Source organism: Novosphingobium fuchskuhlense (genome assembly GCF_001519075.1).
In the GTDB taxonomy this organism is placed as follows: domain Bacteria; phylum Pseudomonadota; class Alphaproteobacteria; order Sphingomonadales; family Sphingomonadaceae; genus Novosphingobium; species Novosphingobium fuchskuhlense.
Genome location: NZ_KQ954245.1, coordinates 434,597 through 449,356 on the forward strand (window position 1 = coordinate 434,597; position 14,760 = coordinate 449,356).

Genomic DNA, 14,760 nt, shown 5'->3' on the forward strand with positions numbered 1-14,760 from the left:
TCAATTGCAACCTATCAGCTCTGCACGATCACCTTTGCGAACGCCGCCGGGTCGACATTGCCACCCGAGAGGATGACGGCCGTCCGCCCATCGTACGGCACCTTGCCTGCCAGCACAGCCGCCAGCGCCGCCGCACCGCCGGGCTCGACCACCAGGCGCAGCTTGCGGAAGGCGTGGATCTGGGCCGCACGGACTTCGGCCTCGCTCACCGCCACGCCGCGCATGCCGCGTGACGTCATGACGGCAAAGTTGATCGGGTAGGTCGCCATCGTCTGCAGCGCATCGCAGGCCGTGGCTGGCGGCGAGGCGCCGACACCGACGATGGCGCCGCCTGCCAGGCTGCGGGTGACGTCATCCCAGCCTTCAGGCTCCACCGGCACGATCTCGGCGTCCGGACAGGCCAGCGCCAACCCCGAGGCGAGCCCGCCGCCACCGCATGGCGCCACGATCCGCGTCGGCGGCCCGCCGGCAAAGCAATCCATCTGGCTCGCCAGTTCCACCCCCGTGCTGCCCTGACCTTCTATCACCCAGGGATCGCCATAGGCGTGGACCAGAACCGAGCCCTGCGCTGCGCATATCTCCGCCGCGATCGCGTCGCGCGACTGCGTCAGGCGTTCGTAGAGCACGACTTGCGCGCCGAGCCGCCGCGTTTCCGAAAGTTTCACCTCCGGCGCGTCCGCCGGCATCACGATGGTCGCCGAGATCCCCAGCCGGCGCGCCGCCCAGGCGACACCCTGCGCATGGTTGCCGCTGGATACCGCGACAACGCCGCGCGCGCGTTCCTCCTCGGTCAGTTCCGTGAGCCGGTGCCAGGCGCCGCGGATCTTGAACGCACCCATCGGCTGCAGGCATTCCGCCTTGCACCAGACAGTACCGCCTTCGGGCAATTCCAGCGCCAGCAGCGGGGTATGCGGCACCAGCGCGCTTACTTTGGCGGCGGCGCGCAGAACGCCCTTCCGGGTTGGGGCGCGCGTCGCTTCGCGGGCCGATGGGGCAGGGCTCAATTGGGGACTTGGGTTTGTCATCCCCTTACCGTAAAGGCACCGCTTTCGAAGCGCCAGCACACGCTGCGCCGTTCCGGTTTGGAGTTTCCCCTATGGCCAAGGTCCTTGTCATCGGCGCAGGCGGCGTCGGCTCGGTTGCCGTTCACAAGATGGCGATGAACCCCGATATCTTCAGCGAAGTCGTGCTCGCCAGCCGCACCCTTTCGAAGTGCGAGGCGATTGCGGCCTCGGTGAAGCAGCGGACTGGCCGTGATGTGGCGACTTATGCCCTTGACGCCGACGATGTCGACGCGACCACCGCGCTGCTGAACGAACTGCGCCCCGCGCTCGTCGTCAATCTTGCGCTGCCCTATCAGGATCTCAACATCATGGAGGCCTGCCTCGCTGCCGGGGTCAACTACATGGACACCGCGAACTACGAGCCGATCGACGAGGCCAAGTTCGAGTACAAGTGGCAGTGGGCCTATCAGGAGCGCTTCAAGGCCGCCGGCCTCACCGCGCTGCTCGGCTCGGGTTTCGACCCGGGCGTGACCAGCGTTTTCGCGACCTGGCTCAAGAAGCACAAGCTCGACACCATCCGCACGCTCGATATTCTCGATTGCAACGGTGGCGATCACGGCCAGCCATTCGCGACCAACTTCAACCCGGAAATCAACATCCGCGAAGTGACCGCGCCGGCGCGGCGCTGGGAAAAGGGTGAATGGGTCGAAACCCCGGCGCTCACCATCCGCCAGACCTTCGATTTCGAGGCTGTCGGGCCGAAGAACATGTACCTGATGTATCACGAGGAACTCGAAAGCCTCGCGCATCACTTGCCCGAGATCGAGCGCATCCGCTTCTGGATGACCTTCGGCGATGCCTATATCACGCACCTCACCGTGCTGCAGAACGTGGGCATGACCCGCATCGACCCGGTGATCTACGAGGGCAAGGAGATCGTTCCGCTCCAGTTCCTCAAGGCCGTTCTGCCCGAACCCGCCAGCCTCGGCGCGCTGACCAAGGGCAAGACGAACATCGGCGATATCGCGACCGGCCTGAAAGACAGCGTGGAAAAGACCTTCTACATCTACAACATCTGCGATCACGAAGAGGCCTATGCCGAAACCGGCAACCAGGCGATCAGCTACACCACCGGCGTTCCGGCGATGATCGGTGCGGCCATGCTCGTCACCGGCACCTGGGGCGGCGCCGGCGTATTCAACATCGAGCAGTTCGATCCCGATCCCTATATGGACATGCTGAACAAGCACGGCCTGCCCTGGCAGGTGAAGGAGCTTGAAGGGCCGCTGGCGTTCTGAATGCATCCTTCCCCTGCAAGGGAAGGATCAGGAGATCATAGATGGAAACCAGAGCCGGCGATCCAGGGGCCTTCGCCCAATTTGACCTGACCCGCGTGGATAGCCCGGCCTTTGTGGTCGATGCCGCGCGCCTCAGGCAGAACCTGAGCACTCTCGCCGATGTGCGTGATCGCGCAGGGATCAAGGTCCTCGCCGCGCTTAAGGCTTTCTCGATGTGGCGGGTCGCGCCGCTGATTGGCGAATACCTCGACGGCGTCTGCACCTCGGGCCTGTGGGAAGCGCGCCTTGCTGCCGATCACTACGCCGGCGAGATCGCGACCTACTGCGCGGCCTACAAGGCGGAGGACTTGCCCGAAATCCTCCAGCACTCAGACCATGTGATCTTCAATTCGCCCGGCCAGCATGCCCGCTTTGCCCCGCAGATCGCGGCCGCGCGTGCTGCGGGTGAGCCGTTCGATATCGGCCTTCGCATCAATCCCTTGCATGCCGAAGGTGAAGTGCCGCGTTATGATCCCTGCGCGCCGCATTCACGCCTTGGCTTCCCGGTTGATCAGCTGCGGGCAGAGCATCTGGAAGGCGTCAGCGGCCTCCATTTCCACACCTTGTGCGAGCAGGATTTCGAGCCGCTCCAGCGCACCTGGCAAGCGCTGAAGCCCCGTATTGCACCGTACTTCGGCCAGCTTACCTGGCTCAACTTCGGCGGCGGCCACCACATCACCCGGGCGGATTACCAGCGGGACGACCTTGTCGCGTTCCTGCAAGGGGTTAAGGCCGAAACCGGCTGCGAGATCTACCTTGAACCCGGCGAAGCCATCGCGCTCGACGCCGGCATTCTTGTCGGCACCGTGCTCGATACGCACTGGAACGGCATGCAGCTTGGCATCACCGACATTTCTGCCACATGCCATATGCCCGATGTGATCGAAGCGCCGTATCGTCCGGCCATGCTCGGCGAACTGCCGCTCGATGAATACGAGGACGGAGAAGGCGATGCCCCCGTCCGCCTCGGCGGCCCGTCGTGCCTCGCCGGTGACGTCATCGGCGATTACCGCATGCACGGGCTTGCCGAACCCGGCGCGCGCTTCGCGTTCCTTGATCAGGCGCATTATTCGATGGTCAAGACGACGACCTTCAACGGCGTGCCGCTCCCCTCGATCTGGCTGTGGGACAGCGAGACCGACAGCCTCGAATGCGTGAAACGTTTTTCGTGGGAGGACTTCCGGGATCGCGTTTCCTGAGGCAAGCTCTCCGCAAGCAATGATAGCAGGCGGAGAGTGATGATGGCGGGCGAAGTCCTTGATGGTGTGACGAGCGATCCGGTACGCATGGGCTGGATGGTCGGCGCGCCGCCGCCACTGGAACGGCGCCTACTTGCCGCCCGCGCAGATCACATGCGCTTTCCGATGATCCGCTGGTCCTATTCGAACATGCGGAGTTTCTGCCCGACGGTGCGTGTCGCGGCGAGCGGGGAGGGCATACCGTTCCCCCGGGCGCTGCGTGACGACCTCGGCGCAGTGCGGTTCGCGCCGCTGGGGGACGATGCCGAGACGACGTTCGAGGAGTCGCTGCTATCTGCTTTTACCGACGGCATTCTCGTGCTGCACAAGGGCGAGGTGGTCTTCGAGCGCTGGTTCGGCGTCACCGGCCCCGAAACCCGCCATATCGCCTTCTCGGTCACCAAGAGCTTCGTCGGCACGCTTGTGCAGATGCTGGTCGGGGAAGGGCGGATCGACCTTGCCGCGCCGGTGGACAGCGTTATCCCCGAGCTTGCCGCCAGTGGCTTCGGCAGCGCGACGATCGGTCAGATGCTCCACATGACGACCGCGCTCGATTTTTCCGAGGAATACGGCAATCCCAATTCCGGGATCGGGGCCTACAGCGCCGCGCTCGGCCTCACCCCGCGCCCTGCCAGCTATACCGGCCCGCACAATCTGTGGGACTATCTCACCACCGTTCCCGGTCTGGGCACGCATGGGGAAGGTTTCGTCTACCGCACGCCCAACACCGATGTGCTCGCTTGGATCATCACGCGCGTCACCGGCCGGCCGTTCACGCAGGTCCTGTCGGAGCGTCTGTGGCAGCCGCTCGGCATGCTGGGGGATGCGGATATCATCGTTGACGAGATCGGCTCTCCCTTCGCCGGCGGGGGGCTCAACTTGCGGCTTGAGGATCTTGCCCGCTTCGGCGAGGCGCTTCGCCTTGGCGGGCTTGGCGTGATTCCGGCCGCTGACGTCGACCGCATCCGGCAGGGCGGCGATCCGGACCGTTTCCACAAGGCGGCCTATCCGCTGCTGAACGGTTGGAGCTATGGCAGCCAGTGGTGGCATGCGCACGACAATCACGGCTGTTTCAGCGCGCGCGGCATCCACGGGCAGACGCTGTGGATCGACCCTGTGGCTGAAATGGTGATCGCGCGATTCGCCTCGCACCCCACCGCGGCGAATGGCGCGAATGATCCGCACTCGCTCCCGGCATGGCGCGCGCTGGCGCAAGCCTTGATGGGTTAAGGATTTCCGGGCCTCCCTGTAAAAATGTTTCAAGTTTGTGACATCAACATGAGGTGCCCATTTTTTCACTTGATGTTCAGGGCAGGGGGGCTATTTACCCCCTCGCTGCCCCATGGGGACTTCCAAACCGCAAGGCAGCTTTGTCTCAATTTTCCGTTTGGGGGTCCCTTGAGTTGCACATCCATCCTGACGCATTGGCTGTAGCGGGCGCCTTCGCGCCCGACCAACCCGCCATTCTGAACCGTCCGCACGCTGCGGCGCGCGCGGCCCGTTTCTTCGTTGAGAAGTTTCCGGGGCGCTCGCTCTATGCGGTCAAGGCCAATCCATCGCCGGAGCTTCTCCGCGTTCTTTGGGATGCCGGGATCACGCATTACGACGTGGCTTCGATCGCAGAGGTGCGCATGGCGCGTGCGGCGCTTCCCGAAGCGACGCTTTGCTTCATGCATCCTGTGAAGACGCCCAGTGCGATCATCGAGGCCTATCGCGACCATGGCGTGCGCGTGTTCAGCCTCGATTCGATCGAGGAACTGGAGAAGATCCGCGATGCGACCACGGCAGCCAACGGCGGCATCCTCCCCGAGGACCTGACCCTGTGCGTGCGTCTGCGCGTCTCTTCCGAGGGTTCCGAGCTCAGCCTCGCTTCGAAGTTCGGCTGCGATCTCACTGGCGCAGGGGAACTTCTTCAGGCCACGCGTCAGGTTGCCGATTCGCTCGGTGTCTGCTTCCATGTCGGCAGCCAGTCGATGAGCCCGCACGCCTATGTCCAGGCACTCGAGCGCGTCCGCGCGGCGATTGTCGATGCGGCGGTCACTGTCGACATCATCGATGTCGGCGGCGGCTTCCCGTCGATCTATCCCGGCATGGAACCGCCGCCGCTTGAAGACTACTTCGGCGTGATCGACCGCACCTACGAATCGTTGCCGGTCTCCTATTCGGCCGAACTGTGGTGCGAGCCGGGCCGCGCGCTGTGCGCAGAGTACAATTCGATGATCGTGCGGGTCGAACGCCGGCGCGGCACCGAGTTGTTCATCAACGACGGCGCCTATGGTGCGCTGTTTGATGCCGCACACGTGGGCTGGCGCTTTCCTGTGCGTTTGCTGCGCGATAGCGCGGCGAACGAGGATGGTGAGACCGAGACCCAGGATTTCAGTTTCTGGGGACCGACCTGCGACGACATGGACCACATGGAAGGGCCCTTCGCGCTTCCGGCGGACATCAAGGCGGGCGACTTCATCGAGATCGGCATGCTCGGCGCGTATGGCGCGGCCATGAAGACGGCCTTCAACGGCTTCGGCGCGACCGAAGTATTCGAGGTTTCGGACGAGCCGATGTCCAGCCAGTACCGTGGTGACCGCCGTGATCCGCGTGTGTCGGACAACGTTGTGTCGCTGCGCTGAGATAATAGCACCGGGCCAACCCGGGTCGCAAAGGAAAGGCCCCGCGAGCAATCGCGGGGCCTTTCTTTTTATGTCGCCAGTTTCGGTAAATGGCCTTCGCGGCAATGCTTGCTGGCAGCCTTGCACGACCGCATGCGCGGCGATCGTGCAAGGACAACCGTCAGAAGATATCGGCGAGCTTGATCTTGGCGCCGATGTAGAAATAGCGGCCGATCGCACTCACCGGATAGCCGAATCCGGCTGCAATGTCGGGCTGCTGATCCGTGAAGTTGTTAATACCGCCGTAGAAGGTGAAGCGGTCGCTGACGTCCAGGCTCAGTTGGATATCATGCTCCCAGCGCTCCTTGTACATGACGTAACGCGGATCGTAGTTCGGGTGAGCCTTTTGCTCGATCTGCGTATACCGCTCGGTCTTGCCCTGCCAGGAAAGTCCATAGTTCACGGTCAGTGGGCCGTGGAGCCAGGTGACCTGGGCATTGCCGCTGTACTTGGGGCGATAGGTGCGGTTGCGCTGCTGTTCGGGAGTTCCACCGACAGTCGCAAGGAACGTCAGATCGTTGAGGTATCCGCCCGAGAGCCGGAAATCGAGACGGCCGAGCGCTGGCGCCATATTGAGCCGGTAGGCGGCGCTGACTTCCAGACCGGAGGTCGTGAACGCGGCCACGTTGAGAGTTTGCGTGGTGTAGGAATTGATGAAGCCCGTCTTCGAAGAACGCGTGAAGCTGTTGCAGAACACGTTCTGCAGCGTCGGCTGATCGACGCAGAGCTTGAAAACTTCGTTCACGTCCGGGGTGTTGATCGCGTTCTTCAGCTTGATGTTGTACCAGTCCGCCGTGAACGAGAAGCCGCGCAGGAAGCTGGGCCGAAGCACGATACCGGCCGTCCAGCTACGGGCGGTTTCAGCCTGCAAATTCGGGTTGCCACCGGAAAGCCCGGGCTGGCTCGTGCTTTGTTTGGGATCGGTCGCCGGGCTGAAGGCTGCGATCTGAGCGGGGGTGAGCCCCACCGCTGTCAAGGCTGCAACGCAGTTTGCCGCTCGGTACTGTGTACCTTCAGGCAGGTTCGTCGGGTCGCACGGATCGCTCAGGAAGGTTTGCACGCCCTGTAGCGGGCTGAAGAGTTCGGTAATGTTGGGTGCACGGACGGCACTGGAAATTGTTCCGCGGAACGTGATGTCGCGGACAGGAGAATAGGCACCGTCAACCTTCCAGGTCGTCGTCGATCCGATGGTCGAGTAGTTCGAATAGCGAACCGCGCCGCCAAACGAGAGATCCTCCGCAAACGGAACGTGCTGCAGCAGGGGGACGCTGAGCTCGCCATAGACTTCCTTGACGTCGAACTGGCCACCGCTCGGGGCAGTCTGGTTGCCGCCATCAAAGAATCCGCCCTGGGCATAGGCAGACGGGGTCGAGCGCGTCTTTTCCTTGCGATACTCGGCGCCGAGAGCGAACTTGACCGGGCCGCCGGGCAAGCTGAACAGGAAGCCGAGATCGCCGGAAATCGAACCCGAGACGACGTGTTGCTCGCTGTAGGCGCGGGTGACGTCATCGACGAAGACGAACTTTCGACCTGCTTCCGAGCTCTGACCATAACCCAGCAGATTGAGCGGGTGGCATTCGCCCGGCTTGAAGCTGAGCGGCTGCCCGGAGACCGGTGTACCGGTGATCGTGGCCACACCGGCGTAGTTGTTGGGGTCGATGACCGTCTCGCCGGGGAGATTGATCCGGCACGTCGGCTGCCCGGTTGCCGGATCGAGCACAGCATCCACGGCTGCATAGTAGCGGTCGGTCAGGCGGGTGTTACCTGATGTGACGACCGATGAAGATCGGCCGTAAACATAGGAAACCTCGTAGTTGAGGTTGCCGCTGTGCTCGCCTTCGCTGAGTGTCCCGCGCAGGCCCAGCACGCCGCGATAGGTCTCGCGCTTGGCCCGCTGGGTGTTGACGCCCATGTCGAAGTTGTCGCGGTTGACCAGCGCCCCGATGGGCGCCGCAGCGCCGAAGCGCTTGTTGAGGTAGTAGTTGTCCGGCGTGAGGAAGGTGTAGAAATCGAATGAGGGCTGAACCAGCGTAAAGGCATTGATACGAACATACTTGCCCTCGGCAAAGAACTTCGCGGCCGGCGAGAATTCGTAGCTGAAGAGCGCGTTGACGTTGTGACGCTCGATCTGCGGCTCGATATCGCCGAAGTAGCCCGCAGTCGGCGTGTTGGACCTGCTGTTGACGGCCCGGCCTCCGGTGCCCGGAAGCAGCGTGCCCCGATCATAGGGACGGCCGTCGCCATCGAAATTCGGCACGTACTGGAATTCGGTGGCACCCGTATCGGGATTGAACACGCCGATGTCGACGGCGCCATTCGGCGCGCTGTCGGACCAACTGACGTTCGAATAGATCTTGTCGTAGGGCAGGTCGAGATTGTTGCCGCCACCGGGCTGCGTGGGATTGTCGAGATTGCGCAGCAGTTGCAGATTTTTGCGCGGATCGCCAAGGTAGTCACGATCCTTCTGGTTCAGGCGATCCGACTTGTTGTACTCATAGGCGAGTGCGAAGTTACCACGGTCTTCGGCAAAGTTGTGGCCGGCGGTGACCGAAATGAACTGGTTGGCGTTATCGCCCCGCGAGGAGATGCCAGACTGGATGCGTGCTGTCAGCCCTTCGAAATTGCGCTTGAGCCGGAAGTTGACCACACCCGTGACGCCGTCCGCACCATAAATAGCCGAAACACCACCGGTCAGGATGTCGACGCCTTCGATGAGATCGACAGGGATCGTGTTGACGTCAACCGAGTTCTGGCCCGAATAGGCGTTGACGTGCCGGCGGCCGTCGACGAGCACCAGGGTGCGCTGTGAACCCAGATTGCGCAGGTTGAGCACGCTGATGCCAACATTGCCGGCCCCGGCAGCAGAATCATTGGAGTTCTGGGAATTCGAGCCTGCGTTCGAACTGTTGGTGACCGAGCCGACCAGAGCCGGGCTGTTGATCAGAAGAGTGGTGACGTCCGTTTTACCCGAGCGCTCGATGAGCTTGGCGGAGATCGCTGTGACCGGGTTCGGCAGTTCGATTTCCGGCCGCGAGATGCGCGTGCCGGTGACGACAATATCGCCGCCGTTCTCAGCGGATGTTGCGGCGGCAGCGTCCGGTTGCTGCGCTTTTTGCGCATGAGAGATCCCCGGAACGACCGCGATGAATGCGAGCGCGGATGTAGCCAGATACAGCGCTGTACGCTGCGAGCGGTGAAGCAACATAATTTCCCCCATGCGGCAGACCGTAACTGGCTTCGGTGCAGAGCACTGACAAGCCACGGAATCTTTAAAAGTGCACTAACTTATGTAAGTGATGCAGCCTAGCAACAGGCTAAGTGCACATTTCCATTAAGTAACACTTTGTTGCAGTCGGGAAAATTATCGGCCACCCGGTCTTAAGTGCAATTTCCTTGTCACCAGGCGTTGCACGCGTGTTCACGCTGCCTTGCGCATCTCCAGATCCAGCCGCTGCCAGATCTCGACCAGAGCGTCTGTCAGCTCGTTCATCATCGCCTCGGTATGCGCCGGGCCTGGCGTGAAACGCAGGCGCTCGGTGCCGCGCGGTACGGTGGGATAATTGATTGGCTGCACGTAGACGCCGTATTCGGCAAGCAGGATGTCGCTCACCTTCTTGGCCCGCACCGGATCGCCCACCATCAGCGGCACGATGTGGGTGGTGGAGGGCATCACTGGCAACCCGGCGTCGGCAAAGGCTTGCTTGAGGAACGCCGCAGCAGCCTGCTGGCCCTCACGTTCAACGCTGGAGGCCTTGAGGTGGCGCACGGCGGCCAGCACGCCCGCTGCCAGCACCGGCGAAAGCGAGGTCGTGAAGATGAAGCCCGGCGCATAGCTGCGGATCACGTCGATGATGCGGGAATCCGCCGCGATATAACCGCCCATCACGCCGAACGCTTTGCCCAGCGTGCCTTCGATGATGTCAATGCGGTGCGCCGCTTCGTCGCGCTCGGAAATGCCACCACCACGCGCGCCGTACATGCCAACGGCGTGGACCTCGTCGATATAGGTGAGGGCGTTGTACTTCTCGGCCAGATCGCAGATCTCGTGGATCGGTGCGACGTCGCCGTCCATCGAATAGACGCTTTCGAACGCAATCAGTTTGGGAAGCGCCGGATCGGTATCGGCCAGCAGTTCTTCCAGATGAGCCACGTCGTTGTGACGGAACACTCGCTTTTCAGCGCCTGAGTTACGGATGCCAGCGATCATGCTGGCATGGTTGAGTTCGTCTGAAAAAATCACGCAGCCGGGCAGAATCTTGGCCAGCGTCGAGAGCGTCGCATCGTTCGAGACGTAGCCGGAGGTGAACAGCAGCGCGCCTTCCTTGCCATGCAGATCGGCAAGTTCGGCCTCGAGATCGACATGGTAGTGCGTGTTACCGCCGATATTGCGAGTACCGCCGGAGCCCGCGCCGACATCATGCAACGCCTCTTCCATCGCTCCGATGACCTTGGGGTGCTGCCCCATCGCCAGGTAATCGTTCGAGCACCACACGGTGATCGGCTTCGGGCCGTTATGCCCCGCAAAGCAGCGCGCGTTGGGGTAGGCACCCTTGTTGCGCAAGATGTCGATGAAAACGCGGTAACGACCTTCGGTATGCAGACGCTCGATCGCGGAATCGAAGACCTGATCGTAGTTCACCCGCGGCTCCTTATGCAGTGGCCTTGTCTTGCCATGACCCCGCCCATGCACGGCGTGGCGGGCGCTTTACGCCGCTTGTCGCACCATTGCCAGCGGCATTTGGGTCATATTCCGCGTCGCACAAAGAGCCTCAACGCGCCGCCTGTCCTTCGTTCACCGGCACCGGGCTGGGGGCTGCGGGCGCAAAACGGGGGCCTGCCACCGGGTCGGTCAGCCATCCGAGATCGTGTCCGTAGACAATCTTCAGGCCAGGCTCGCGCGCCTCGAGTCCGGACAGGCCTTTGATCCACGCTAGTGTCGCGGCCCGATCTTCCGCGCCAAGCCACTCGGCCTCATAGCGGGAACGAGGACGCTGCCACTCGACATTGCGGCGCATCGGAGCGGTGTCCCCGACGAAGAGATACTCGCGCCCATCCTGGAGGCGAACATAGATCATCTCGGATCCCTTGCGATGACCAGGCGTGCAAACTGCGGCGATGCCCGGTGCGATCGGGAAATAACCTGCCTGATCCACAAGTATGGCAGATTCCGCCGGAAGCGACTTGGTCGTGAGCGGCGACAGGGAGCGAATGGCTTTCAACTGATCACGGTTGCCGCTCACCTTGCCGACCAGGTCGAGGTTCTCGGACAAATGCGCGACCAAGCCCCCTACATGATCTATTTCCTCGGACGTGAAAGCAATTTTCCGTGCGGCGGTCAGCCACGAGTCAACGGTTGCCTGCAATTCGGGATGGTACCGCGCAAACCCGCTGGCCATGGCTTGTTCGGAGGTGAGGCCCGAATTGATCACCGTGTCGCCACCGGGTGTGATCAGCCGCCAGACGAGAACGGCGGTTTCGTCGTAACGCAGCCCGCCGCCTGCCACCAGCAGTGTTCCGGGCCTGCTGTCCGTTGCCACGGCTGCGTACTCGATAGCGACGGGGCGCGGACCACTCTGGCTGTCGGACAGCGATCTCAGTCGCGCGATATCGATGTTTCGCGGCGGAACAGATGTAGGGCCCGGATCCATCAGCAACCAGTAATATGGAACCGCGATGATCAGGATCAGCAGCAGGGCGATGCGGTTGAACATGGCCCGCAGCCCTATCGCCGATCCGATCAGAAGACCAGCCGACGGGTAAGTCCATAGCGTCCCAATGCGGGCATTAATCGTGAATCGGCGGCATCATCCCGGGTGAACAGCGCGACATCGCTGCCTTCGGCGCGGGACCAGGTCTGTCCTTGCGTCAGAAATGCAATGCGCCGGGCGATGCCGTCCGATCCGTCGATGAACTGCACGTCCGGCCCGAACGCCTTGCCGAGCTCCGCCTCCAGCAGCGGGAAATGGGTGCAGGCGAGGACTACGGTATCGATTCGTTCGCCGTCAGGCATGGCGCGAAGCGCGGCAGCCGCGCGGTCAAACACGGCCGGATCGACCAGCTCGCCCCGCAGCTTTGCTTCGGCTGCGGCGACAAGTTCCGGCGCGCCATGGCGCAGCAGCCGTTTGTTGGCCGCAAATTCGGTTTGCAGCCGGTCGACATAGCCCTGCCGGATCGTCGCTTCGGTGCCCAGCAGGCCGATTACGCCGGTCTTCGTCATCGCAGCCGCCGGCTTGATCGCGGGTACCGTGCCGACGATCGGCACTTCGAGCACCTCCCGCACCGACGCAAGCGCGATCGTCGAGGCGGTGTTGCAGGCGATGCAGACTAGGCGCGGGTGATAACGCTCGGTCAGCCGGCCGAGCAGCCCGGAAACCCGCGCGGCAATCTGCGCTTCGGTCTTGTTGCCATAAGGCAGGCCCGCGTTGTCCGAAACGTACATGACAGGTGCTTCAGGGAGCTCCTTGCGCACCTTGCCGAGAACGGACAGGCCGCCTACGCCGGAATCGAACAGCAGGATCGGGGCAGCGGGATCGACGGTCATTGCGCCTCTTGTATCGGGAACGGCGGCAAAAAGGAAAGCATGCCTCTCCCCATTGTGCCCGGCGGCGGTTAAGGTCCCGCCATGATCATGGCTTTCGCTTACCAAATCGGCATTGCCGCCCTGGCTTACCTGCTCGGCTCGGTGCCTTTCGGTCTCCTGCTGACCCGCCTGTCCGGTGCCGGTGATCTGCGCACTATCGGCTCGGGCAATATCGGGGCAACGAATGTGCTTCGTACCGGACGCAAAGGCCTCGCGGCAGCGACCTTATCGCTCGATCTCGCCAAGGGTGCAGCTGCTGTCCTGCTGGCACGTTCCGCCTTTCCGGGGACCGAGGCGTTGGCTGCTTTCGCGGCCGTTATCGGCCACTGCTTTCCGATCTGGCTTCGCTTCAATGGCGGCAAGGGCGTTGCGACCACCATGGGCGTCGCACTGGGGCTCGCGTGGCCGATCGGCCTTGCCTATGCCGTGGTCTGGCTTGGCGTGCTGGCGGCAACCCGCATTTCCTCGCTTGGCGGGATGTGCGCTGTGATCGCTGCTCCGGTGGCCGCTATGCTGACAGGGCACGGCGCCTATGCACCCGTGCTGGCGCTCCTGACGCTCCTGGTGCTTTGGCTGCACCGCGCCAACATGGCGCGTCTGCGCGCCGGCACCGAACCTCGCATCGGCGGAAAGGGCTGAAACTGTTCGCGCCCGCTCTCCCGCCCGCCGAGGTTTTTGCCAGGCTTCGCGTGCTGCGCTCCCCGGGCATCGGGCCGGTGAGCTATTTCCACCTCATGCGCCGCTTCGGCGATGCGGTGGCGGTGCTGGATGCGCTGCCCGACATCGCCGGGCGCAGCGGAGTGCCTTTCCGGCCAATCCCGGCAGAGCGGATCGAGGCCGAAATGGCGCGCCTCGCGGCAACTGGCGGACAATACCTGTTCCATGATTCCCCCACCTATCCGCGCCTGCTCGCGGCGCTGGAAACGCCCCCGCCGGTGTTGACATGGCGCGGCGATCTTTCGCTTCTAGGGCAGGGGGCCGTCGCGCTCGTCGGCGCGCGCAATGCCTCGGCCGGAGCCTGCCGCCTTGCCCGGGACTACGCCGCTGCGCTGGCCGCACGCGGCTACGCCGTCGTGTCGGGCCTTGCCCGCGGGATCGACGCAGCAGCGCACCGCGGTGCCCTCGCCGCGATGGGGCAGGGCGGCGGCACCATTGCCGTCATCGCCAGCGGGATCGACGTGACCTACCCGCCCGAGCACGTCGAACTGCAGGAAGAGGTTGCCGCGCGCGGGCTGCTCATCGCCGAAATGCCGCCCGGGACCGAACCGCTCGCGCGCCATTTTCCATTCCGCAACCGCATCATCGCCGGGCTTGCCGCAGGCACTGTCGTGGTCGAGGCAGCGCCACGATCAGGCTCGCTGATCACCGCGCGTCTCGCCGCCGAGGCGGGACGCGAGGTCATGGCCGTGCCCGGCTCGCCGCTCGACAGCCGCTCACGCGGATGCAACGAACTGATCCGCGATGGCGCAATCCTTGTTCAGTCGGCTGATGACATTGCTGAATTGCTCGAACGCTTCGCTGGGCCTACGCGTCACAATCTGCGAGAGCCGCTCTGGACTGAGGCTCAAGCGGACGAGCTGGAATACAGCCCCTTGGCAGAGGCGGGAGATGCACCGGCCGAGATCGTCCATCTCCTTGGCACGGCACCCGTCGCGACCGACGAATTGATCCGCCAGAGCGGTGCCAGTGCAGGTGCCGTACAGATGGCGCTGATTGAGCTCGAACTGTCAGGCCGGCTCGTTCGCCATGCCGGGGGCCGCGTCTCGCTCGGCTGACGCATGCGGGCGTTCGCGCTGTCCCGCGTTGATCATGGCCACAGGCCATTACAGGGAAGCCACGGCCATGGTTGCCGGTTTCGACATCGGCGTGCTTATCGGGCAGATCAACGCCCTCAAGTGAATGTGGCGGCTCCGGGCTGGACTTTCCTGAAAACCT

The 14,760-nt window shown here is 63.3% G+C and carries 11 protein-coding genes; 6 read left to right on the forward strand and 5 right to left on the reverse strand.

The features are described from left to right. Positions 1–14: 14 nt before the first annotated feature. Positions 15–1,025, reverse strand: a complete 1,011-nt coding sequence (locus AQZ52_RS11845) for a threonine ammonia-lyase (RefSeq protein WP_067910878.1) — start codon at positions 1,023–1,025, stop codon at positions 15–17. Between the two features lie 71 nt (positions 1,026–1,096). Here AQZ52_RS11845 and AQZ52_RS11850 point away from each other — a divergent pair, with 71 nt between their 5' ends. From AQZ52_RS11850 to AQZ52_RS11865, 4 genes are all read left to right on the forward strand, one after another. Then, positions 1,097–2,302 carry a saccharopine dehydrogenase family protein gene (locus tag AQZ52_RS11850; RefSeq protein WP_067910880.1) on the forward strand — a complete coding sequence of 402 codons (1,206 nt, stop codon included), beginning with the start codon at positions 1,097–1,099 and terminating at the stop codon, positions 2,300–2,302. 41 nt (positions 2,303–2,343) lie between these two features. Beyond that, positions 2,344–3,540: a carboxynorspermidine decarboxylase gene (locus AQZ52_RS11855; protein ID WP_067910883.1), complete on the forward strand. Its 1,197-nt coding sequence runs from the start codon at positions 2,344–2,346 to the stop codon at positions 3,538–3,540. Positions 3,541–3,582: 42 nt separating this feature from the next. Beyond that, a complete protein-coding gene (locus AQZ52_RS11860; RefSeq protein WP_067912085.1) occupies positions 3,583–4,809 on the forward strand; it encodes a serine hydrolase domain-containing protein in 1,227 nt (408 codons plus the stop codon). Positions 4,810–4,982: 173 nt separating this feature from the next. After that, positions 4,983–6,206 carry a type III PLP-dependent enzyme gene (locus tag AQZ52_RS11865; RefSeq protein ID WP_067910885.1) on the forward strand — a complete coding sequence of 408 codons (1,224 nt, stop codon included), beginning with the start codon at positions 4,983–4,985 and terminating at the stop codon, positions 6,204–6,206. A 160-nt stretch (positions 6,207–6,366) separates the two neighbouring features. Here the strand turns inward: AQZ52_RS11865 and AQZ52_RS11870 are convergent, their stop codons facing one another. The 4 genes from AQZ52_RS11870 to murI all read right to left on the reverse strand — a co-directional run bounded on the left by AQZ52_RS11870 (position 6,367) and on the right by murI (position 12,786). Then, a complete protein-coding gene (locus AQZ52_RS11870) occupies positions 6,367–9,450 on the reverse strand; it encodes a TonB-dependent receptor plug domain-containing protein (protein WP_067910888.1) in 3,084 nt (1,027 codons plus the stop codon). Positions 9,451–9,663: 213 nt separating this feature from the next. Then, entirely contained in the window at positions 9,664–10,884 is a 1,221-nt protein-coding gene (gene hemA, locus AQZ52_RS11875; RefSeq protein ID WP_067910891.1) for a 5-aminolevulinate synthase, read from the reverse strand. Between the two features lie 130 nt (positions 10,885–11,014). Beyond that, positions 11,015–11,956 (reverse strand): MBL fold metallo-hydrolase, encoded by a 942-nt coding sequence (locus tag AQZ52_RS11880; RefSeq protein WP_067910894.1) that lies wholly within the window; start codon positions 11,954–11,956, stop codon positions 11,015–11,017. Between the two features lie 26 nt (positions 11,957–11,982). Then, positions 11,983–12,786, reverse strand: a complete 804-nt coding sequence (gene murI / locus AQZ52_RS11885) for a glutamate racemase (RefSeq protein ID WP_067910895.1) — start codon at positions 12,784–12,786, stop codon at positions 11,983–11,985. Between the two features lie 87 nt (positions 12,787–12,873). On the opposite strand from murI, the gene plsY reads away from it, so the two are divergent. Together plsY and dprA are read left to right on the forward strand one after the other, a co-directional pair. Then, the gene (gene plsY, locus AQZ52_RS11890) at positions 12,874–13,464 is read left to right on the forward strand and encodes a glycerol-3-phosphate 1-O-acyltransferase PlsY (protein WP_067912087.1); all 591 of its coding nucleotides are present in this window, start codon (positions 12,874–12,876) and stop codon (positions 13,462–13,464) included. Between the two features lie 50 nt (positions 13,465–13,514). After that, a complete protein-coding gene (dprA, locus tag AQZ52_RS11895) occupies positions 13,515–14,600 on the forward strand; it encodes a DNA-processing protein DprA (RefSeq protein ID WP_240481611.1) in 1,086 nt (361 codons plus the stop codon). Positions 14,601–14,760 lie beyond the last annotated feature (160 nt).